At 66.5% G+C, this 22216-nt stretch carries 14 protein-coding genes; 11 read left to right on the top strand and 3 right to left on the bottom strand.

Going from position 1 to position 22216, the window contains the following annotated elements; all coding sequences use genetic code 11:
* Window positions 1-166: 166 nt before the first annotated feature.
* Together ACYOEI_RS36830 and ACYOEI_RS36825 are read left to right on the top strand one after the other, a co-directional pair.
* The gene (locus tag ACYOEI_RS36830) at window positions 167-1057 is read left to right on the top strand and encodes a ParA family protein (RefSeq protein WP_462855388.1); all 891 of its coding nucleotides are present in this window, start codon (window positions 167-169) and stop codon (window positions 1055-1057) included.
* Window positions 1057-1959: a ParB/RepB/Spo0J family partition protein gene (locus ACYOEI_RS36825; protein ID WP_462855386.1), complete on the top strand. Its 903-nt coding sequence runs from the start codon at window positions 1057-1059 to the stop codon at window positions 1957-1959. The genes ACYOEI_RS36830 and ACYOEI_RS36825 overlap by 1 nt, the downstream gene beginning before the upstream one ends.
* A gap of 130 nt (window positions 1960-2089) precedes the next feature.
* On the opposite strand, the gene ACYOEI_RS36820 is transcribed toward ACYOEI_RS36825, so the two are convergent.
* The 3 genes from ACYOEI_RS36820 to ACYOEI_RS36810 form a co-directional block, all read right to left on the bottom strand.
* On the bottom strand, window positions 2090-3553 hold the full coding sequence (locus ACYOEI_RS36820; protein ID WP_462855385.1) for a replication initiator protein A: 1464 nt from the start codon (window positions 3551-3553) through the stop codon (window positions 2090-2092).
* A gap of 840 nt (window positions 3554-4393) precedes the next feature.
* Window positions 4394-5725 (bottom strand): FHA domain-containing protein, encoded by a 1332-nt coding sequence (locus ACYOEI_RS36815; RefSeq protein WP_462855384.1) that lies wholly within the window; start codon window positions 5723-5725, stop codon window positions 4394-4396.
* Window positions 5722-9924, bottom strand: a complete 4203-nt coding sequence (locus ACYOEI_RS36810) for a tetratricopeptide repeat protein (protein WP_462855383.1) — start codon at window positions 9922-9924, stop codon at window positions 5722-5724. Before ACYOEI_RS36810 ends, ACYOEI_RS36815 begins: the two co-directional genes overlap by 4 nt.
* Before the next feature lie 441 nt (window positions 9925-10365).
* On the opposite strand from ACYOEI_RS36810, the gene ACYOEI_RS36805 reads away from it, so the two are divergent.
* The 9 genes from ACYOEI_RS36805 (at window position 10366) to ACYOEI_RS36765 (ending at window position 22157) form a co-directional block, all read left to right on the top strand.
* Window positions 10366-11133: an exosortase-associated EpsI family protein gene (locus tag ACYOEI_RS36805; protein ID WP_462855382.1), complete on the top strand. Its 768-nt coding sequence runs from the start codon at window positions 10366-10368 to the stop codon at window positions 11131-11133.
* Window positions 11130-13415, top strand: a complete 2286-nt coding sequence (locus ACYOEI_RS36800; RefSeq protein ID WP_462855381.1) for a GumC family protein — start codon at window positions 11130-11132, stop codon at window positions 13413-13415. Before ACYOEI_RS36805 ends, ACYOEI_RS36800 begins: the two co-directional genes overlap by 4 nt.
* A 275-nt stretch (window positions 13416-13690) precedes the next feature.
* A complete protein-coding gene (locus ACYOEI_RS36795) occupies window positions 13691-14605 on the top strand; it encodes an exosortase/archaeosortase family protein (protein ID WP_462855380.1) in 915 nt (304 codons plus the stop codon).
* Between the two features lie 46 nt (window positions 14606-14651).
* Window positions 14652-15872 (top strand): glycosyltransferase family 4 protein, encoded by a 1221-nt coding sequence (locus tag ACYOEI_RS36790; RefSeq protein ID WP_462855378.1) that lies wholly within the window; start codon window positions 14652-14654, stop codon window positions 15870-15872.
* Window positions 15853-16911, top strand: coding sequence for an SDR family NAD(P)-dependent oxidoreductase (locus tag ACYOEI_RS36785; RefSeq protein WP_462855377.1), 1059 nt, complete (start codon window positions 15853-15855; stop codon window positions 16909-16911). Before ACYOEI_RS36790 ends, ACYOEI_RS36785 begins: the two co-directional genes overlap by 20 nt.
* Window positions 16912-16955: 44 nt before the next feature.
* Complete coding sequence (locus ACYOEI_RS36780; protein ID WP_462855376.1) at window positions 16956-18149, top strand: glycosyltransferase; 1194 nt, start codon at window positions 16956-16958, stop codon at window positions 18147-18149.
* A 37-nt stretch (window positions 18150-18186) separates the two neighbouring features.
* Window positions 18187-19395 carry a glycosyltransferase family 4 protein gene (locus ACYOEI_RS36775; RefSeq protein WP_462855375.1) on the top strand — a complete coding sequence of 403 codons (1209 nt, stop codon included), beginning with the start codon at window positions 18187-18189 and terminating at the stop codon, window positions 19393-19395.
* Window positions 19396-19550: 155 nt separating this feature from the next.
* The gene (locus ACYOEI_RS36770) at window positions 19551-20696 is read left to right on the top strand and encodes a glycosyltransferase family 4 protein (protein ID WP_462855374.1); all 1146 of its coding nucleotides are present in this window, start codon (window positions 19551-19553) and stop codon (window positions 20694-20696) included.
* Between the two features lie 42 nt (window positions 20697-20738).
* Window positions 20739-22157, top strand: coding sequence for a hypothetical protein (locus ACYOEI_RS36765; RefSeq protein ID WP_462855373.1), 1419 nt, complete (start codon window positions 20739-20741; stop codon window positions 22155-22157).
* The last annotated feature ends 59 nt before the right edge of the window (window positions 22158-22216 follow it).

Here is a 22216-nt window from a genome sequence, read left to right as displayed (position 1 = left end):
TGTTACGCCGCGTAACGGGTGAGTTTCGCGGTCGCACGTGTCGCGAGACGAGGGCCTCCCCCGGGGTTGTTGGCCGGGGTTTGCTGACTCATGTTACGCGGCGTAACGCGCCGATAGAGGGAGCGCAGTAACGCCGAGTAACGCCCAACTCAACGGGGGCATGGCCGTGCGAACGATCGCGTTCTTGAATAAGAAGGGGGGGGTCGGCAAGACGTCGACCTGCCACCACCTGGCGGGCACACTCGCCCGACGAAACCTGCGGATCCTCCTGGTGGACGCCGACCCTCAGGCGTCGCTGACCCAGGGGTTGCTCGGCCCGGAAGTGGCTCGAGTGCTCAAGCCCCGAGAGACGATCGCGGGGCTCTTCGACGAGTCGTGCGACGTCGAGATGGCCGACCTGATCCGGCCGGCCACGATCCCCGGCGTGTCGCTCGTGGCGGGTTCGGGCCGTATGGATCGGTTCAACGCCCTCGAGCCCTGGACGACGGGCGAGTCGCAGTACATCCTCCGCGACGCCCTCGGCGAAGTCGCCGGCGACTATGACCTCGCGCTCCTCGACTGCCCTCCCCATATCTACCTCTGTGCCTGGTCGGCGATGGTCGCGGCCCAGGGGATCGTGGTCCCGCTCCAGGCCGAGGACTACGGGGCGCAAGGCGTCGCCGCGATCCAGGACTCGATCGACCACGTCCGCGCCGGGGCCAACCCCCGACTGACCGTCCTGGGTTTCTTGCTCACGATGTTCAACAAGTCACTCGCGGTCCACACCAACTACGCGGGCGACCTCCGGGCGATCTACGGCGACGACGTCTTCGAGACGAGCGTCCCCCTCGCCAAGGACTTCAAGGAAGCGGTCATGCTCCGGAAGCCCGTGGTCGACTACAAACCTCGCTCGGCCGCCGCGAAGGCGATCGAAGCCCTCGCCGATGAGCTCCTGGCAAGGCTGGACGCTCGGGTCCCGTCGAAGCCGAGGAGCGGGGCAGGGGCGGTCTCCGAGGACGGTCCTGAGGATGAACCTCAGGATGGATCCGACACCGACGATTCGAGGAGGGTGGCCTGATGAGCCGGGCGAATCTGACGGAGGAAGCGAGGAATAACCGCCTCGCGTCGATGACCCGGACCGCGGCCCCTGCCGACGTTGAAGGGGTCGGCTCGGACCCGGACGCCCGGCTCTTCGAAGGACGCTCACGGCTCAAGGCGGCATGCGAGATCCGGCTCGACCGGATCGTCGCCGACCCGAACCAGCCCCGCGTCGAGTTCGAGCCCGACGCCCTCCAACGCCTCGCGGCGAGCCTGACCCAGCGCGGCCAGCTCCAGCCGATCCGGGTGCGTTGGGACGACTCGTTGGACCGCTACATCGTGGTCGTCGGCGAGCGACGATTTCGGGCGGCCAAGCTCGCCGGGATGACGTCCATCGCCTGCGTCGTTGCGTCCGGGAACGCGGCCCCGGAAGACATCCTCGAAGATCAACTTATCGAGAATTGCCTTCGCGAAGACCTCCGGCCGATCGAGCAGGCCAGGGCCTTCCGCGCCCTCCTGTCGCGACTCGAGATCTCGCAGCGCCAACTCGCCGAGCGGCTCCAGGTCAGCCCGCCCACGATCACCCGGGCCCTGGCCCTCCTCGAGCTCCCCGACGCGATCCAGACCTCGGTCGACGCCGGCGACATCGCACCCCAGACTGCCTACGAGATCTCGAAGATCGAGGACCCGACGACCCAGGCCGAAGCGGCTTCGAAGGCCGCCCAGGGGCAGCTGCGTCGCGACGACATGCGATCTCTCGTGACCAAAGCCCCGAGGTCGAGCAGGGCAGGGGCGCCCAAGCCCTGGGTCCACGAGGTCGGCGGCCGGGTCAAGGTCACCGTCACGTCGCTCGTCGACGAGGTCGGCCAGGACGAATTGGTCGAGGCCGTCCGCGCCGCCCTGGCCGCCCTCCGCAAGAAGGGGAAGGGCCAGGCGGCCTGATCGGTCGGAGCACGGCTTGGGGCACGCACCCAACACAAGCCCGAATCGCCGGCGAGTGAATGTTCCTCGATCCTTTGCGAGGAGGATCCACTCGCCGGCGATTCGGGCTTGTCTCAGGAGTACGGGGCGCTCACGAATCGGGAAAGAGGGTCTTTTGGGCGGCGGCCTTGCTCCCCGACGCGAGCTGCTCCTCGAGCGCCGAGAGGCAGAGGGGCTCGAGCATGGTTTTCCAGCGGGTCAGGCCGGGATTGGCGGCCCGGACCGAGGCGCGGATCGCGTCGCGTTCCGCCTCGGGCAACTGCTCCCAGGCCTTTCTCAGCGCCTCCTCGCGGGCTTCGGCGCGGGCTGACTCTTCCTTGGCCCGCTTCTTGTCGAGGACCTTGGCCGCTTCGGCCTCGCGGTTCCCCTCGGCGGCCTTAGCCACCGCGTCGGCCTGGGCGAAGTCGCCGGGGGCCTGGTAGTCGGCCCGAATCGAGGCCACGAGATATCCCGCCGGGTTCTTGCCGATTCGCTTGTCCTCGTTCTTCAAGAGCCAGTCGAAGACGTCGAGCTTGGTGCGAATCCGGGCGTGCGCATGGGCCTCAACCAGCTCGGTCGCCACCTTGACCGTCACGCCACGCGTCTTGAGGGCTTCGACCAGGTCCGAGGTCTCCTGGGACGTCGCCTGTGCCGTCGCGGGGGCTGACTCGGCTTGCGGGCCGCGCCCTCGGATCAGGATGATGCGCCAGCACCCTCGTTTGACATAGGAATAACGCTCCTCGGGCGAGAGCGGCTCGAGGAACCCGAGCTGCTCGAGCTCCTCTAGCGCCGGCTTGAGCCGTCGCTTCAGCTCGGTCGGGGCATATGAACGACTCATCCCGATATGTTCACAAGCGAGAATTTTCAAGTCGAATTCGAGGCGGCTTCGGCGGTAGAACCGCTTGTCGAGGAACCGGAACATCCGTTTGGTCGTCGGCAGGCGGAGCCGCAGGTAGAACTCGAGGTCGAGCTGCTTGAGGTTCCCGCTCTGGAAGCTCTGGAAGATCACCTCGTTCCAGCGGAAGCTCGAGAGGGGCAGGGGGGTCTTGCCCGGCTTCGGGGCCTTGCTCGATCGGGCGGCCAGCTCTCGCCGCTCGCGATCGTAGAGCGTGACGTTGTCGAGGACGTGGAAGTTCTCGTCGACCCAGCTCTTCGCCGCGTTGTCCCACCAGGCGTTCTCGTACATCAAGACCACGCCGACCCAGCGGTGCAACGCCTCTTCGATCCGGCGATAACTCTGCCCGCTCCTCGGCCAGCCGAGCAGTTCGATCAGTTCGTAGCGCGAGAACTGGACCTTCTGGTCGGTGAAGTTGCTCCGACGCTTGGTGAGCTGAATCAGGCCAACCAGGACCTCGTCGTCCATCGAGGTCGGCAGTCCGTGCTTCGGGGTCCCCATGATCGTCAGCCGGCGGACGATGGGCGCGCTGTCGCGCCGCTCCATCTTGTCCTCGAAGACCAGGGTCGTCTGGCCGTCCGGGATCCGGTCGGTCAGCGCCGCGATCGGGAACTCGGCAAGGTTGAGCTCGTCTTTCCAGCCGCCGTCGACCGCAAGTCCGTTCTCTTCCGTCAGCGTCAAGCCTCCGGACTCCTCCATCGGCTCGTCCCATTCGTCCATAGTGGTCCCCGGTGCGAGGGTGACGATCGAGGTTGGACTCTTTCTTCCGGTCGAAACAAGAATAACACCAACAAAACGTCCGAGTCGCTGTTGTTGTCTTTCTAGTCTAAACAAGAGTCTAATACAAATTCTCTGCGCCGCAAGTGGTTTGAAAATCAGAAGTTACGAGGGCTAAATATGTCCCGTTAATCGGTAGTGGTATGTCCGGTTAATCCTGAGTGCAGGCCCGAAGTATGTCCGGTGCATCGGTAGGAGTATGTCCGGGCAATCGGTAAAACGCCCCCAAACCATGTCCGGTGCATCGGTATGGACAAAAAGGCACTACGGGCGGAAAATCGCTAGCCAAACGCTCACCGATTTGGCCTCGATCTACCTATGTCCGGTGAATCGGTATGTCCGTCCGTTCACGGTAACCAATCCAGACTCAAGGTCGACCGACTCGACCATTCCCAAAGGCCCGCACGGACCCTCGAATGTCGGGTGATCGAGGCCTACGAACCCCTCGCTTGACTATGTCCAGGGAATCTCTGTATACTCATGTTCACTGGATAGGTTGCGGGAGTATCACGGCCGGAGTATGTCCGGTTAATCGGTAGTTTTCGCGGCCGTGGGTGGAGGACGGTGTTAGGCGAGAGGAACTATGTCCGGTTAATCGGTATGGGGACGCATTTGGGGTTCACCCAGGCTCGTTTGCCTGACTATTTCACCCAATTTCCATTAGAGAATGCCTTCCGCCCCTTGGTCGGGAGGGGGTGGGAGTGATTGTTGGCGCATGGTGGGAGGGGAGACGCGACCTCGGGGTTACCGATCGTTTTTCGGGAGTGCCCCGATGCGGTTGATCAGGTCTCTCCAGGCGGAGTGATTCTCTTCTTCGAGGCGGCCGACCCGATCGAGCAGCCAGGTTGCGGCGGCGTTGGGATCGACGTTCTGGGGGATGTTCCGAGGGATCCGCAGTGGTGCGACCTCGGGAGGTGCCGGCAGCGAGGCGGGGGAGGGGGGAGGGGCCGGCAACCGGGTCGGGAAATGCCGGGAGAACTCGGCGCGTAGGGAGGCCAGCTCGTGGTCGATCTTTTCGATTCGCTCGAGATGGGCCTCGAGAATGGCGGCGTTGCCCTGCTGGATCTGGCGGACGACCTCGCCGAAGAGGTCACGCATCTCCTCACGCTGACGTTGCGCCGAGATCTGGGCCTCGCGGACCGTGTCGATCATCCAGGCGATCATCTCATGCCTAGGCTCGGCGGGGACGTTCGCCAGATCGCTGGACGTCTCCACCGGCACTCGGTCATCGACCTCGGAGCTGACATCGACATCGACATCGACCTCAACTTCGACGTCGGTTTCGGGATGGATGACGCGGGCCACGAGGTTGGGAGCGTCGTCATGGCCGGTATCCTTGGCCTTGCGAGTCTTCGGGGGGACGACCCGTACGGTGAACTTGGTCGAGCCGATCGCCAGCGTCTGGCCATCCGCGAGAATCGAGGCACCCGGGACCTGGCGACCGTCAAGGCGGGTCCGTCGACCGCAGAAGTCGACGAGGTAGGCCGCGTCGGCCGTCCTGACGAAGGCGCAATGGATCTTCGAGGCCGCCTCGTCCTTGACCTGGATCCCGCAGGAGCCGGACCAGCCGACGAAGACGAGGGGCGAGCCAAGTTCCCAGGGTTCGCTGCCGGGCGTCGCAATTGGCTCCAGAGCCACCGAGACGAAGTGACCCGACTCAGCGTCGCCCAGCAGGTCGTCGTCGCAAGGGGGGGGCGTGATGGATTTCCCAGCGATCTCGGCGCGGACGAGCTCGATGGTTCGCCCGGCGACCTGGAGGGTGTCGCCGGGGGCGAGCCACCCGGAGGGCGTGCCCCGCCCGCCGACCGCGGTCCCTGCGCGGGTCGCAAGGTCGACGGCGAAGACCCCCCGGCGATCGAGGTGGAGGTAGGTGTGCCGAGCGTTGACGTTCGGGTCGTTGATGCGGATGTCCGAGTCGTTCGCGAGGCCGATGAGCCCGAATGGACGGCGGATCGAGACGACTCGATCCGGTTCAGGGCCGAATCCTCGGACCCGAAACGTCATGCCGCCGACGACCCAGAGCGGGTCGTCGGCGTCCTCGAACGCGATGTCGGTCGCGGGGCCCGATCTCGTCATTTCTCCATGACCTGTTCCCAATCGGCGAGCTCCGAGGGTTGAAGTTGCTCGGGACGTAGACCCGCGTCCTTGGCCCGCGCCCGGACCTTCCGGAAGTCGTCTTCCCTCCCCTTCAAACGATACGCTCTCGCGAGGTGGTAGAGATACGGCCCCGTCGGGATCGCCTTGGCGGCGATCTCGAGGTCGGCGATCGCCTCGTCGAGCTTCCCGAGCCGGATGAGGATGACCCCACGTGTGTCGAGCAGGTTGGGCTGCCGCCCGACCTTTCCGACCATCTCGTCGGCACGCTCGAGGCCCTCCTTGGGCCGGTCGAGGTTCTCCGAGAGGGTCCACGCCATCTCGTTGAGGAACGTGACGTCGGCCGGCTTCTGGTCGATGATGGCGTGGTAGATCGAGATCTGGTCGTCGTAGCGACCCTGGAGGTACCGGACACGGGCCTGTTGCTGGAGCACGTCGGAGGATTCCGGCATGCTCTTGGCGGCCCTGGCCAGCAAGCGGTCGGCGATCCCGAGCCACCTCGGGTCGTTCTTGGTTTGATAGGCGAGCGTGAGGGCGGCGTTGCCGGCGTCGAGGTCATCGCCCGCCTTGGATGCGGCCTCGATCTTCGCGGCCGCCTCGTCGTGTCGACCTCGGCCGCCGAGGAACATCGCCTGGATGCACAACCCCTTGGGGCTGAGGGCCCCCACCTTGGCGGCGACCCGTTCGGCGGCCTCGGGCTGCTTCAGGCGAAGGAGGAGGCCGATCATCTTCTCCCCGACGGCGAGGGCGTCCGGCGTCTTGGAGATCTCGGCGTACGACTTCTCGAGCACGGCCCCGGCCTCTTTCTCCTTGCCCTGGGCGATGAGGAGCTTGGCGCGCAGCTCGGCGACGGCGGGGTTACTGGGATTCACCGTCTCGAGTCGCCGGACCTGCTTCTCGGCCTCGTCGTTCGATTTGGTGTCGAGCAACAATCCGGCGTAGACCAGGACGGCGTCGGGCGTTGCGTTGTTGCCGGCGGCCTTGGCCGCGTGCGGCAAGGCCTTCTCGAGCTGGCCCGTGGTGCGGAGGAGCCTGGCGAGCTGCTCCTGGACCGTCGCCGAGTTCGGGGCGTCGGCGGCGAGTCCTTCGAGGATCTCGACCGCCTTCTCCCGATCCTTCGGGTCGGGGCTCTTGCCGTAGATGCCCGCACGAGTCAGGCGGTCGTCGGGGGTGTCGTCCGAGCTGGTCGCGGGGCCGATCAGGGCGATGGCCTCGTCCCAGGCGGCCCGGTCGTTCTCGTGGCTGGACAGGCTCAGGGCGAGGGCCCGCGTGGCCCAGCCGAGCGCGGGGTCGAGCTTCCGGACGTGGCGGAGCGTCGCCTCGGCCTCGGCACGCTGGCCGGTCTGCTCAAAGTAGGTGATTGCGGAGGAGAGGACGGCGATGTCGTCGGGCCAGCGCTTGAGGGCGTCACGGAAGCAGACATCGGCCCGAGCCTTGTTGCCCGCGACTCGGTAACACTGCGCCCACATGAGCTCGGGTCGATCCGACTTGACCTGAGTGCGAATCTGCTCGACGGTCTCGGAGGCGTCTTTGATCTGGTTGCGTCCGACCTGGAACATCAGGAGTCGGACGAGCGGGGCGGCCTCGCCGGGGCGTTGTCGGACCAGGAGCCGGAGCGCGGCCTCGGCTTCCTTGGGCTTGCCGAGCTGGTTGAGGACCTCGGCCTGCCAGACTCTGGCATCGAGCCCCCGGGGGTTGCCCTTGACCATCATCGCGGCGAGCTGCTCGGCGCGGTCCTTATCGCCGACCTCGATGGCCTTGACCGTGGCGAGGCGCTCGACCTCGGCGGGGATCGTCACCTGATCCTGGCGGAGTCTGGCGAGCTCGTCGTCACGCCCTTCCCGGACCAGCAAGCCCATCAGCGGGACGAGGGCCGCGCGGCCGCCGCGCTGGGCGAGCGCCTTTTCATAGGCGGTGATCGCCTTGTCGACCCGCTTCCGTTTCTCTTCGAGCCGGCCTTCCAGGAGATAAGGGGTGGGAGAGTGGGGCTGGAGGTTCTGGAGCTCGCGGACCAGCCGTGCGGCTTCGTCGAAGCGAGCGGACTCCTTGGTCTTGTCGGCCTCGGCCGGCCGGTCGCGGAGGAGCTCCTCGACGCGGGCCATGCGCCAGAAGGGGGCCTGTGTACCGCCGATCCCCTTCATCGCCTCGACGTCGGCACGGATGAGCTTGTCGTCGCCGGCGGCCATGGAAAGGGCCAGCAGCGCCGAACGAGGTTCGGGGCTGTCGGGCCGGAGGCGGGCCCACTCGCCATAGGCGGAGCGCGCCGCCGCGTAATTCGACTGCCCCTGGTAGAACTCGCCGAGCGCTTTCCAGATCAGCGGTTGTTGATCGCGGGGGACTTGGGCGAGGGCGTCGAGGAGCGAGGTGCGTGCCTCCTTCACGTGCCCCTGGGCGATCATGCCCGCGGCCCTCGGGATGATGAGGCTGGATTGGGGATCGGCCCTGATCGCACGGTCGAGGAGGGCGGTCGCTTCGGGGGTCCGGCCGAGGCGTTGCAAAAGGTTGGCCCTGGCGAGCACGAGCGAGGTCGACTTCGGATTGATCTTCGAGGCCTTCTCGAGCACCTGGAGGGAATCGGCCGACTTGTTGATGCCGGCCAGGTAGTCGGCCTCCACCAGGGCGAGCTCGACCGAGTTGGGGGCCACCTTGCGGGCCTTAGCGAGGACGTCTTCCAGCTTCGTCCAGGACCGTTTGCCCGCCTCGAGCTGGGCCTGCTGCCGCCAGAGGATCAGGGCGAGGTTGACGAGGAGCTTCGCCTCCTCGGGGTTCGCGGCGATCCCTTCCTCGAGGACCCGGACCGCGTCGTCGAGGTTCTCCGGCCCCTGGAGGTTGGCGATCTCGACCCAGGGGGAGACCCACCGGGAATTTGCCTTCGTGGCCAGGCGGTACGCGGCCAAGGCCCTCGACGTATCTCCGACACGCTGATAGCACTTGCCCAGCACGTCGTAGAGGTGCGGCTCGAGCCCTTTGGGCACCTTGAAACGGAGCGCCTCGAGCGTCTGGATCGCCTCGGAGGGGTGGTCGTCCTTCAGGGCCGAGAAGCCGGTCAGATAGCGATAGTAGACGTCGGGCTCTTCGCCGCCGACGAGCCGACGATACTGGGCGATGAGGGGCTCGGCCTCTCGGGTCCGCCCCATGTCGAGGAGGACCTGGGCGAGCCTCCAGGTGAGCTCGGCGTTGTTGCCACCGGCCTTCACCAGTCCGGCCCGCCAGCTCTCGACCGCGGCGTCGGGGCGTTGCTCGTTGAGTTCGATCATCCCCTCGATGAGCTTGATGATGAGGTCCCCCCGCTGGTCGGCGGGGATGGCCTCGAGGAACTTCCTGGCCGCGGCGGTGTCGCCCTTCTGATTGGCGGACTCGGCCGCGGCGAGGACGACTTCGCGGTCGCGTGGGTCGGCGACGACGGCCTTGTCGATCTCGGCGGAAGACGGCTCGAGCTGCCCGGCGATCGCGAAGTATCGGGCCCGTGCGAGGTGCGAGGCCGCCAATTTCTGGGGGGATTTCTGATTGGTCGCCACGAGCCGATCGAGCACCTGGAGCGCCTTCTCGGGCTCCTTGAGCTTGTCGCGGTAGAGCAGGGCGAGCCGCTCATTGCCCCGGACGTCGCCGGGCTCGATCGCCTCGGCGGCGTCGTATTCGCGGCCCGCCTCTTCGTAGGCCTTGGGGTCGCCCCCCTCGCCGGCGCGCTCGAGCGCCTGCGCGAGGAGCCGATGCGCTTCGGCGTCCTTCGCACCTCGCTTGATCAGGTCGCGAGCGAGCGCCACGGTCGTGGTGGCCTTCTCGCCGACGTCGAGCTCGAGCTTGAGCAGGCGTCGACGCGTCTCCTGACGCTTCGGTCCGTCCGGGTCGCGGCCGAGGACCTGGTTGTGGAGCTTCAGGGCGTCGAGCGCCTGTTCGGCCGTCCGGACCTCTTCGGCGAGGATCTTGGACTTCAGGTCGAGCGCGTCGATGTCGTCCGGGACGAGCGCCAAGTATCGGTTCAAGAACTGGAGCGCGAGGTTCGGCTGCTTCTGCTCGAGGCGTTGTTCGGCCTCGCGCAAGAAGAGGGCATTGTTCTGTCGGCCTCGAGAGGATTTGAGGACGACGATGGAGGCGACGGTGATGAGCAGGCCGGCTCCGAGGATGATCCAGGCCCGTCGATTCAGGCGACGACCGCCCAAGGCCCCGCTCCGCTGGCTCATTTCCAGGTCCTCCAGGGCGGGTCTTGGAACCCTACCCGACCAATTTGCGCTAAGAAAGGGATGGAATCGATTCTGGGGACTATACTAGGCATGTGTTCCGAGGTGCTGCAATCCGACTCATCCCCTCATGCGAGCGTTGTGGAAAATCAACCATCGGGCCCGAACGCGGGGGGATTTCTGGAATTTGGGATGGGTGGGGTAGGGGGTTGGATTTCACCCTTGTAATCGTCGACCCGGGCCGCCCATGATACCAGAAAGGATCGTCGTGATTATTGCGCCTCGGTGTTCCCCCTCCTTGCGACGGCCTCCCACGGCCGGCCTCTGTCAAGCTTACGTCAGCCTTGACCGCTCTCGGTCGGATTTCGGGTCGATACCCGGTGAGGTGTACGTGGCATCGGCCGGTGACCGAAGGGGTAGAGCCTCGCGACGACAGGTGTTGTCATGAGCACCATCCAAGTGCCTGCCAAGCCCGAACAACCCGCGCCGACCTCGGCGACTCGGCCGGCGTCGAGCTCGAAGACCTGGGCCCGCGTGGCGATCGCCTGCCTGATCCTGGCCGCGTCGGGTGGGATCCGGTGGTGGCAGTCGCTCCGGGTCGAGACGTTCCTCCGGGACGCCAGGACCGCGCCGTTCCCGCTCAAAGACCTCCCGATGAATGTCGGTTCCTGGAAGGGGGAGGTGGCGACGCTCGACCCCGAGATCGTCAAGGCGACGGGGGCGACCGACCTCATCACCCGGCGCTACGTCGACCAGAAGACGGGCGCGGCGATCGAGGCCATCGTGCTCTACGGCCCCGCGGCCGAGATCAGCCTGCACCGCCCCGAAGTCTGCTACCGCAACGCCGGCTACGACCTGGTCGGCGGGGGGAACACTCGGATGGTGAAGTCTGGCTCGCTCGAGACGCCGTTCCGGACCCTCGTCTATTCCAAGCGTGGAGGACTGGCCAACCTCCAGGAAGTCTACTATTCCTGGCGCTTCAACCGGCATTGGTCCCCCGAGCTCGATATTCACAAACAACTGGAACGAACCCCCGGGATGTTCAAGGTCCACCTCGCTCGTCAATTGACCGAACGCGAGCGTCGCGACGTCGGCAACCCGTTCGAGTCGTTCCTCGAGTCGATGATCCCCGAGATCGAGTCCCGTCTGGCCCTCGCGGCGGCCCCCGCCCCCGCTGCGGCCGCGCGTCCGACGGGAGGAGCCGCGCGATGAGTACCCTTCCCGAACCGGTGGGAGGCCCCTTGGGCGGGCCCCTCTATCCGAAGAATGGTCGGTTTCCCGGCGAGTTGGAAATCGACCTCGAGGACGGCCAGAAGCCGAAGCAGGAGAAGTTCTCGCCCCAACTGATCTGGCGTGCCTTCCGTCGGCACTGGTGGCAGGTCCTCGCGGCCTGGGCCGTGGGGTCGGTCGGCATTGTTTACATGGCGAATCAACGGATCAAGACGGCTTACGACGTCACCGCCCGCGTGCGCGTCGAGCCCGGCGATCAGCCGTTGCACGTGAACAAGAGCATCATGGGCGGCAGCGACCTCGCCGAGTTCCGCGAGGTCCAGATTTCGACGGTCACCAGCCCCGTCGTATTGAACCTGGCACTCTCCGACCACCCCGAGCTCTACCGGTTCGGCAGGCTCCAGAATACCGACGATGCCGAGGGAGCCCTTCGAGGCTCGATCAAGGTCGCGCCCGTCATCAAGACGCCGCTCATCGAGATCTCGATGACGTCGAATTCTCCCGACGAGGCCGTGGGCATCGTCAACGCCGTCGTCGACGCCTACCTCAAGAACGCCGCGAGCATCACCAGCGACGAGACGAAGCAACGCATCGAACAGCTCCGCAAGGGTGAAGAAGATTACACGCGTGAGCTCGAGGAGAAGCGTCGCGAATCGGTCAGGTTGAGCGAACAGTTCGGTGCCGCCGACATCGAAGGGGCCAAGGACAGCAACTCGATCACGTCCGAAGACTACCGCATGTTGAGCGACCAACTCGCCAAGGTCGAAGTCGAACGGGTCACCCTGGAGGCCGAGCTCGAGCACTACAGACGACAGAAGCTGACACCTCCCCCGACGGCGGTCGACAACGGACAGCTCAACGAGGCGGTCGAAGACGCCCTGAAGAGCCACCCGTCCATCCAGGACATTCAGAGTCAGATCGATCGAATCGTGACCCAGCTCGAACACATGGGGAGGACGGCCCGGACTCGATCCGACCCGGCGGGGATGGCGCTGCAACGCAAGCTAATCGCTTTCAGGAAGCAGCTTGCGGCCAAACGGACCGAGCTCAGGCCGAAACTTGCGCGTCAGCTTCGGCCACCGGTCGTGGAAGAGGGTGAGGATGAGGCCGTCAACTCGAGCGAGGCGAGGCTCGCCGCAATCAAGGTGCACGAGGAATATCTTCGGGACAAGCTGAAGGTGATGAAGGTCCGGACCCAGAAGGCCGGGTCCGAGGCGATGCGGTTGCAGTTCGCGAACTTCGATACCAACCGCGCCGCGGAAGTCCTCCACAAGGTCCAGGACTCCCTCCATCAGCTCGAGCACGAGTCGAGGAATCCGCTGGCGCGGGTCCGTCTGGAGTACCCGGCGCGGATGCCCAAGCGTCCCAATCCGAACAGCAAAGGCCGCGTGATCATGATGGGGCCGATCGCCGTCTTCGGGATGGTCCTCGGCCTGTTCGTCCTCCTCGAGCGGCGATCCGCCCGCGTGGCGAACCCCGAAGATCTCCCCGGTCGCGCCCGGCTCCAGGTGCTCGGCGTCGTCCCCCCGTTGCCGACGCTCCGGCAGCCGGCCTGGGCCTCGATCCGAGGCGAAGGGCGGGGCCAACGCCTGCTCGACGAATTCGTCCAGAGCCTCGACCATCTCCGAGTCACCCTCTGCGCCAAGCCTGACCCGTGGGGGCGCGATCGCCACTGCCTGCTCATCACCAGCGCCTGCGGGAGCGAGGGGAAGACGACGCTCGCCGCCCAGCTGGCCGAGCGGTGCGTCAATGCGGGCCTGATGACCCTCCTGATCGACGCCGACCTCCGCAACCCGACGCTCACACGGATGTTCGACTTTGAATCTTCCGATGGACTCGTCAACGTCCTCAGGGGCGACGTCGAAGCCGAGGACGCGATCCGGGTGGTCAGCGAGGCGGGCGGGTTCCACTTCCTCGGCGCCGGGTCTCCTCGGACGGATCCCTCGAGGGTCCTCCAGGGCGAGGCGTTGGGCAAGTTCCTGGCACGGGCCCGCGAGAGCTTCGAGATGATCATCGTCGACGCGCCGCCGGTGTTGCCCGTCCCCGACGCCCTGACGATCGGTCGGTGGACCGACGGGGCCGTGCTCGCGGTCCGGTACGACACGAGCCGCTTCCCGTTCGTCGAGCGGGCCCAGCGCCGGCTCTCCAGCGTCGGCGTCCCGGTCCTGGGCGCGGTCGTCAACGGCGTGCGATCGGGCGAGGCGAACTACGGCGGTTATGCTTACGGCAACATCCCGAGCTCGTCGTCCGCGACCGAGGGTTGAGCTCGGCGGTCGAGCCGAAGATGGCTCGCTCGCTTCGTTGATATCCGGCGAAAATGGCAAGGCTGTAGAAGAAAAGCCACGACCGGTCCGTCGAGCTAAAGTAATCTAGAATGGTGCCGCGACCGTCCCTAGAATGGACGCGGCCGACGCTCATATAAAAGTATCCGTCGCATGTGACTCAATGCCGGACCTTGCGTCGCGCCCTCGGGGCGTGACCGGTCCGCATGATGTGGACTCGTGCCGGGTGTCGTGCGATCGAAGGGGAGTATCCGAAGGTGGCAAGTCAGCCGTTACCTCGTGCGGGACACTGGCGGCCTCGGGCGTCGGACATCGCCGCGGTCGTCCTGGTCGCTGCGACCCTGGGGATCTCCTATGCGACCCCGATCGCGATCCTGGTCGATCGTTGGGTCCGCGACGCGAACTATTCGTACGGCTTCCTCGTCATCCCGATCGCCGCAGCAATCTTCTGGGGGCGGCGGAATCTCCTCGATCGCGACAAGATGAAGCCGAAATGGTGGGGCTTCCTGCCGTTATTCGCCCTGCTGGCGCTGCGCGTCCGGCTCTATGAGCTGAACGAGCAGTACTTCGAATCCGTCACCCTCCCGCTGGTCATCGCATCGCTCGCCCTGGCGATCGGCGGCTGGCACCTGCTACGCGTGGCCTTCCCGGCGATCATATTCCTGTTCTTCATGTTGCCGCTCCCGCCTCGGATCAACTCGTTCCTGGCCAACCCCTTGCAACGACTGGCGACCATCGGCAGCGTGGCGACGCTCCAGTTCATGGGCTTGCCCGTCCTCGCCGAAGGGAACGTGATCACGGTCGGGTCGGAACCGCTGGAAGTTGCCCAGGCCTGCAACGGCCTATCGATGCTCTTGAGCTTCGTGACCCTGATCACCGCGATGGTGATCCTGATCCCTCGGCCGCTCTGGGAGCGGATCGTCTTGATGCTCAGCGCGATCCCGATCGCGCTGGCGTCGAACATCATTCGGATCGTCGTCACGGCCTGGTGCTATCATCGCCTTGGACACAAGGCGGGCGACAAGGTGGCGCACGACCTCGCGGGGCTGGCCATGCCGGTCATCGCGCTGGGGTTGGCCTTCCTCGAACTCAAGTTGATGTCGTGGCTGGTCATCACGGAGCCGGAGCCCGAACCGCCGAGCAAGCCGCTCGCCTCCCTCGCGCCCCGATGACGGGGACCTCCACGCCGGGCACCGCCGGCAGACAAGGCCGCATCGATTGAAAATCGTCTACTTGAACCCTGTTGGGACGATCGGCGGGGCCGAGATGTGCCTGCTCGACATCCTGGCAACGCTCCGGTCGGCGCGGCCGGATTGGGAGCTCGCCGCGATCCTCGGGGATGATGGGCCGCTCGCGACGGCGATCGAAGACCTCGGCGTCCGCTGTTCGGTACTCCCGCTCCCGAAGGCGTTGGCCCGTATGGGAGACTCGGGAGCCCCGAAGGGGAAGGGGGGCCGGGTCGCCGGGCTCGCGAAGCGAGGACCCGCCGCGGCCCTGGCGTCGGCCGCGTACCTATCGCAGCTCCGCCGCCGGTTCCGCGCCGAACGACCGGACCGGATCCAGACGAACGGCATGAAGGCCCACGTGCTGGGGACGTGGGCGGCCCCTCGACACGTCCCCGTCACGTGGCACGTCCACGACTTCATCGGGTCGCGGCCCGTGATGGCCCGGATGCTCCGCGCCACCGCCCGACGTCGGGTCACGGCGGTCGCGGTCTCGCGGTCCGTGGCCGAGGACGCCGGGAAGGTCCTGGGCGATCGGGCCGAGATCCGCACGATTTATAACGCGGTCGACCTGGAACGGTTCGCCCCCGGACCCGAGGACGGTCGATGGCTCGACGAGGCGGCCGGGCTGCCGCCGGCGCCGGAGGGGACGGTCCGGGTCGGGCTCGTGGCCACCTTCGCGGTCTGGAAGGGGCACGACGTCTTCCTCGAGGCCGCGTCGAGAATTTCCAACGACCGTCCATGTCGGTTCTATATTGTAGGTGGCCCTATCTACCAGTCGCAGGGGTCGCAGGTCACGCTCGAGGACCTGCGGGCCCGCGCCGAGGGGTTGGGCCTCGGGGCCGGAAATCGGCTCGGGTTCGTCGGGCACCAGTCCGACCCGGTCCGGGCGTTCCGCTCCCTCGACGTTGTCGTTCATGCGAGCATCCGTCCGGAGCCGTTCGGAAGGGTGATCGTCGAGGGGATGGCCTGCGGCCGAGCGGTCGTCGCGATCGCCGATGGCGGGTCGGCCGAACTGTTCGAGGACGGGGTTTCGGCCCTCGGCTGTCCCCCCCGCGACCCCGCCGCACTCTCCCGGGCGATCGACCGACTGGTCGCCGATCCCGAACTACGCCGCCGGCTCGGTCACGCCGGCCGGCAAGCCGCGCTGGTCCATTTCGATCGCCGGCGACTGGCCGAGCAATGGAGTCAGGTGTATGAAGCCGTCGGGCGCTAAACGCAAGTGGGTCATCACCGGGGGTGCCGGCTTCATCGGCAGCCATGCCGCGGCGCGGTTCCATGAGGCGGGCGACCACGTCGTGCTCGTCGACAACCTCAGCCGACGAGGGGCCGATACCAACCTCGAGTGGCTCCGCCAGCAAGGCATCAACGACTTCATCAAGGCCGACGTCCGCGACGCCGAGGCGATGCGCGAGATCATCGGCCGGCACGCCGACGCCGACGTGGTGCTCCACCTCGCGGCCCAGGTCGCCGTCACGACCAGCGTCGTCGATCCGCGCAACGACTTCGAGATCAACGCCCTGGGAACGTTCAACGTCCTCGAGGCGGTCCGCACCGCCGCCGAGGGCGGACCCGCGGTCTTCTACAGCTCGACCAACAAGGTCTACGGCAACCTCGAACACGTCAACGTCGTCGAGCGTAACGGTCGGTATGCGTATGAAGACCGACCTTTCGGCGTCGACGAATCCGAGCCCCTCGACTTCCACAGCCCTTACGGCTGCTCGAAGGGGGCAGGTGACCAGTACGTCCGAGACTATGCGCGGATCTACGACCTCAAGACGGTCGCCTTCCGCCAATCCTGCATCTATGGCACCCGCCAGTTCGGTATCGAAGACCAAGGGTGGATCGCCTGGTTCTGCGTCGCCGTCACGCTCGGCAAGCCGTTCTCGATCTTCGGCGACGGCAAGCAGATCCGCGACACGCTCTGGGTCGGCGACCTCGTCGAGGGTTACGCACGGGCCTACGAGCGGATCGACGTGGCCGCGGGCGAAGTTTTCAACTTCGGCGGCGGGCCTTCGAACACGCTGAGCCTGCTCGAGCTGGTCGCCATCCTCGAGAAGGCCTTCGGCCGGTCGCTCAACCCGGCCTTCGCCGACTGGCGGCCCGGCGATCAGCGAGTCTTCGTCGCCGACATTCGGAAAGCGGAACGCGTTCTGGGATGGACGCCCAAGGTCTCGACCCATGAGGGAGTCGAGCAACTCCTGCGTTGGGTCCGCGACAACCGCGAGCTCTTCCGGGCCGTGGGCCTCGGTTGAGCTCGGGCCGATCCTCGAGTTCTCAAGGGCGAGTCTCCATACCAATGAGCCGGATCCGCGTCTGCCACCTCGGTAAGTATTATCCCCCGGCCGCCGGGGGGATCGAGTCGAACGTCCGGACCCTGGCCCTGGCTCAGGCCGACCTCGGCCTGGAGGTGCAGGTGTGCTGCATCAACCACCGTCCCGGTCCGACCGTCACCGAAGACGACGGGCCGGTGCACGTGACGCGGTTCAGCCGATCGGCCTCGATCGCCAAGCTCGACCTCTCCCCCACGCTGACTTCGGGCCTGGCGCGGATCGACGCCGACATCCTCCACCTGCACGTGCCGAACCCGACGATGATCCTGGGGATCCTCCTCTCCCGGACCACGATCCCGGTGGTCGTGACTTACCACAGCGACCTGATCAAGCAACGATTTATCGGTCCAGCCTTCCGCCCGATCGAGCGCCTCGCCTATCGCAAGGTCCGCGCGATCCTGACGACGAGCCCCAACTATCCGGGGGGCTCGACGTTCCTCCGCCCCTATGCCGACCGAACCCACCTCTTGCCGCTCGGGATCGACCTGGCCGCCTACCTCGAACCTTCGCCCGAGAGCCGGGAGCAAGGCCTTCGGATCCGCGAGGAGCACGCCAAAGGGGGCCCGCTCTGGCTCTGTGCAGGCCGGCAGGTCTACTACAAGGGATTCATCAACGCGATCCGGGCGCTCTCGCGGGTCCCTGGCCGATTGCTCCTCATCGGCGATGGCCCCGACCAGCCCGAGCTCCGCGCCGAGGCCGAGCGGCTCGGCGTCGCCGACCGGGTGGTCTTCCAGGGCTATTTGAAGCATTACATGGACCTGGTCCCTTACTATCTCGCCGCCGACGCCTTCTGGTTCCCCTCCAACGCCCGGAGCGAGGCCTTCGGGCTCGTCCAGCTCGAGGCGATGGCGAGCGGGTGCCCCGTGATCAACACCCACATCCCCTATAGCGGCGTCGATTGGGTGAGCCGCCACGAGGAGTCGGGCCTTACGGTACCGATCGACGACCCGGTGGCCCTGGCCGACGCCGCCTATCGACTCCTTCGAGAGCCCGGACTCCGCGATCGGCTCGCGATCGGTGCCCGAGAACGGGCCGTGAACGAGTTCGACCACCGCGTCATGGCCGATCGGAGCGTCGCGATTTACCAGCACGTCCTCTCGGGCGAGCCGATCCCCAAGGCCGCCGAGCACGCGACCCTGAGTACCAGCCCAACCACATGATCGCCACCCCCTCATCCCGAGTCGTGGGGTCGCGACGATGAGCATCGATCGCCAGCACCTGGTCACCGGCGAATACCCGCCGCAGCCCGGCGGTGTGGCCGACTACACGTCGCTTCTCGCCAAGGGGCTCTCGGCGGCGGGAGTCGACGTCCACGTGTGGACGTCCGAAGGGCCCGAGGACGCGACGACTTTCGAAGGAATCACCCTCCACCGGATCGCCGGCCGTTGGTCGCCGACCGACCTCCGCCGGCTCGATGACGCCCTCGATGCGTTCGCCCCTCCGCGCAAGATCCTCGTGCAGTACGCGCCGAACGCCTGGGGCTATAAGGGCATGAACCTCCCTTTCTGCCGATGGGTGGCCGGCCGGAAGGCCCGAGGGGACGAGGCCCGGGTGATGTTCCACGAGGTCCGGTATTCGCTCGAGCCCTGGGACAAGCCCGCCCGTTGGCTGCTCGTGGCGGTGCAGTACCTGATGGCCAGGACCCTGGTCGGGGCGTGCAAGACAGTTTACATCTCGATCCCGTATTGGGAAAAGATCCTCCGCAGAGTCGAGCCCTCGGTACGCCGGCCGATCACCTGGCTCCCGGTGCCGAGCAACATCGGCGTGGTCGACGACCCCTCGGCCGTGGAAGAAGTCCGCCGCCGCGTCGCACCCCAAGGCCAGGCCATCGTCGGCAGCTTCGGGACGTTCGGCGGGACGATCGGCCCCATGCTCGAGGAGACGCTTCCGAAGATCCTGGCGCAAGGCGACGATCGCGTTGTCCTCCTCCTCGGTCGGGGGAGCGAACGCTTCGCGGCCCGCTTCGTCACAGCCCATCCCAATCTTGCCGGCCGGGTCGTTGCCTCGGGCGGCTTGCCTCCGTCCGCAACTTCGGCGCATCTCCAGGCCTGCGACGTCATGATCCAACCCTACCCGGACGGCCTGACCAGCCGACGCGGCAGTCTTATGGCCGCCCTGGCGCATGGCAAGCCGGTGGTGTCGAACCCGGGACGATACAGCGAGACGATCTGGGCCGACGAAGGGTGCGTCGCCCTCGCACCAAATCCTGATCCAGGGGCCCTTGCCGGGCTCGTCGGCTCGTTGATCGAGCGGCCCGAGCCACGAGCCAAGCTTGGTGAGGCGGCCCTGGCTACCTACCGACGGCACTTTGCCATCGAGCGGACTGTCGAAACCGTCCTGCGCGATGTAGCACCTTCGGCCGCTCCAATGGCAACCCTTTTACAAGCCCGAAGCGTAAGCGAGTGAATTTTCGTCGCGGGAAAGCGAAAACGATTCACTCGCTTGCGCTTCGGGCCTGCAAGAGGTCGCACTGGATGGCCGCTGATATCTGTAAATCACGTGTGATTGACTCGTAGAACGACCACGACCCGGACATCCCACCGAATCGACGGCCGATCAACATGAAGCGATTCCTGCTCGTCAGCGGAGATTTCGTCAAGACCGGTGGCATGGACCGGGCCAACTATGCGTTGGCCCTCCACCTGGCCCGGCAAGGGCACGAGCTCCACCTCGTCGCGTACAGGGCCGCACCGGACCTCCTCGAGTTCCCCAACGTGACGCTGCACGAGGTGCGTCGGCCGTTCAACTCGTATCTGCTCGGCCATCCCGTCCTCGCCAAGGCCGGCCGTGCCCAGGCCCGGAAGTTCGGCGAGGAAACCCGGGTGATCGTCAACGGCGGCAATTGTCGCTGGGGCGACGTCAACTGGCTCCACCACCTGAACGTGCTCGACGCGCCCCCGGCCATGGGGAGCCCCGCGCGTCGGATCCACCGGCAACTGGGTTACTGGATGTATTCCCGGGACGACCGTGCGTCGTTGAACATGGCCCGGGTCATCATCACGACCTGCGAGCGGAACAAGACCGACCTGGTCAACTGGCTCGGGACCGATCCGAACAAGGTCCATGTGATCTATTACGGGACCGACCCCGACGTTTTTCGCCCGGCCGTCCCCGGCGAGCGCGAGACGCTCCGGGCCAAGTTCGGTTGGCCGACCGATCGGCCGATGTTCGCCTTCGTCGGGGCGCTCGGCGACCGCCGAAAGGGCTTCGACACCCTGTTCAAGTCCTGGGAGTCGCTCTGCCGCGACTCGAACTGGAACGCCGACCTCGTCGTCGTCGGGACGGGTGCCGAGTTGCCTGCCTGGCAGTCCCGGGCGGTCGAGGCGGGGATCGACTCGCGGATCCAATTCCTCGGATTCCGTCGCGATGTCCCGGATATCTTCCGCGCGTGCGACGCCCACGTCCTACCCTCGAGATATGAGGGCTATTCGCTGGTGACCCAGGAGGCCCTCTGCTGCGGCCGACCGGCGCTGATCACGAAGACGGCCGGGATCGCCGAGCGGTTCCCGAGCGACCTCCAGGACCTGTTGATCCCCAACCCGGACGACTCCGTGGACCTGGCCGACCGACTGCGGTCGTGCCGCTCCCTGATCGAGCGACCGAGCCCCGCACTCCAGGCGTTCTCGGACCAGCTCCGATCCGCGAGCTGGGACCAGATGGCGGAGCAGTTCACGGGGGTCGTGGCGGCTACGGCGCCCGGGCGATAAACTCCAGGGACGCCTGCAACGCAACTAGTTCGAGGCCCGACCGTGTCGTCCCCGTACCTCCCACCTCGCCCACCGACGCCCCCGCCCAGGCCGGTCGCCTCGCGACCGACCCCGGCGGACGCCGAGGCTCCCGGAGGCAAGGTGCCCTGGGGGTGGCTGGAGTGGATCGCGATCTCCCAGACATTCCTCCCGGCGCTCCTGTTCGTGCCGGGGTCGTCCCCGCTGCGGACGCCGATCCGGATCGCGGCCTACATGGTCGCGCCGATGGCCTGGTACTTCGTCGCCAAGAAGGGGAAGTTGCAGCCGGGGAGCACCACGTTCCCCGCGATCCCCTGGCTCACGGGATGCTCGATCTGGCTCGCGCTCTCGATCTTCCACCCGAACTCTTACTCGCTCGTGGCCGCGTCCGCGCAGGTCATGCTTTATATCTCGGTCCTGTCGCCCGCGTTCTGGGCCCCCGCGGCGATGACGTCGGGCACTCAGGTCCGTCGCCTGATGGCCATCTTCCTGATCTGCAACGCCCTCAGCGCGATCGTCGGGATCTTGCAGGTCTTCAAGCCGGGGACGTTCAACCCGCCGGTGATCCCGGCGATGAACAACCAGTTCAACGGCGAAGACCTGATGTACGAGAGCGGGGGCATGAAGATCATGCGCCCCTGCGGCCTGACCGACTCCCCGGGAGGCGCCGCCCCGGCGGGCATGGCCGCGGCGCTGATCGGGCTCTGCTGGGCCCTGCTGCCGATCAAGATCTGGCTCCGTGCCGGGTGCGTCTTCCTCGCGCTCGCGGGCGTGGCGGTCATCTTCTACACGCAGGTGCGGTTCACCCTCGTCATGCTCGCGATCTGCGTGATGGCGCTGACCGGGCTCCTGCTCATGCAGCGCGACGTCCGCAAGGCGAGCTTGCTCACCTCGCTCGGGGGCGGCCTCCTGGTCCTCGCCATCTCCTGGGTGGCGATGTCGGGCGGCGACGTCGTGACCAAGCGCTTCATGTCCCTGGTCGAGGAAGACCCGGGGAGCGTCTACAAGAACAGCCGCGGCGGCTTCATCCAGGAGGCGTTCGAAGTCGTCCTCTGGGAAAACCCCGTCGGCTACGGCCTGGGATGGTGGGGGATGATGTACGCCATCTTCGGCAGCCCCAGCCAGCCCTCGCCGATCTGGTGCGAGGTCATGATCCCCGCCTGGATGTACGACGGCGGGATCCCGCTCTTCGTCGGCTACGTCGGAGCCCTCGCCGTCACGATGATGGACCTCCTGCGGGTCGCGTTCGGGTGCCCGGATAAGGAGCTCGCCTACTGGGCGGCCGTCGTCTTCGCGTTCAACCTGAGCATCCTGGCCTCGTGTTTCAGCTTCGTCGCGTTCCTCTCCCCGTTCGGGATCCCTTACTGGCTCCTCGCCGCGTCGGTCCACGCGGCCGACGCCCGGGTCCGCCTCGCCAAGAAGGGGGCGGTCGCCCCGGCCTGACGCCTCCGAGGATGGCACTCGAAGGCCTTCTCCCGGACCTTTAATCGTTCCCGCACCCG

Source organism: Singulisphaera rosea (assembly GCF_054877945.1).
The sequence above is the reverse complement of the archived record's forward strand: the minus strand, read 5'-3'. Positions and strand labels throughout refer to the sequence as shown.

Excerpts from the sequence above, each read along its gene's own strand:
- ACYOEI_RS36825 (WP_462855386.1), top strand. The coding sequence starts at position 1,057 with ATGAGCCGGGCGAATCTGACGGAGGAAGCGAGGAATAACCGCCTCGCG.
- ACYOEI_RS36815 (WP_462855384.1), bottom strand. The coding sequence starts at position 5,725 with ATGACGAGATCGGGCCCCGCGACCGACATCGCGTTCGAGGACGCCGAC.
- ACYOEI_RS36810 (WP_462855383.1), bottom strand. The coding sequence starts at position 9,924 with ATGAGCCAGCGGAGCGGGGCCTTGGGCGGTCGTCGCCTGAATCGACGG.
- ACYOEI_RS36805 (WP_462855382.1), top strand. The coding sequence starts at position 10,366 with ATGAGCACCATCCAAGTGCCTGCCAAGCCCGAACAACCCGCGCCGACC.
- ACYOEI_RS36800 (WP_462855381.1), top strand. The coding sequence starts at position 11,130 with ATGAGTACCCTTCCCGAACCGGTGGGAGGCCCCTTGGGCGGGCCCCTC.
- ACYOEI_RS36785 (WP_462855377.1), top strand. The coding sequence starts at position 15,853 with ATGAAGCCGTCGGGCGCTAAACGCAAGTGGGTCATCACCGGGGGTGCC.
- ACYOEI_RS36780 (WP_462855376.1), top strand. The coding sequence starts at position 16,956 with ATGAGCCGGATCCGCGTCTGCCACCTCGGTAAGTATTATCCCCCGGCC.
- ACYOEI_RS36775 (WP_462855375.1), top strand. The coding sequence starts at position 18,187 with ATGAGCATCGATCGCCAGCACCTGGTCACCGGCGAATACCCGCCGCAG.
- ACYOEI_RS36770 (WP_462855374.1), top strand. The coding sequence starts at position 19,551 with ATGAAGCGATTCCTGCTCGTCAGCGGAGATTTCGTCAAGACCGGTGGC.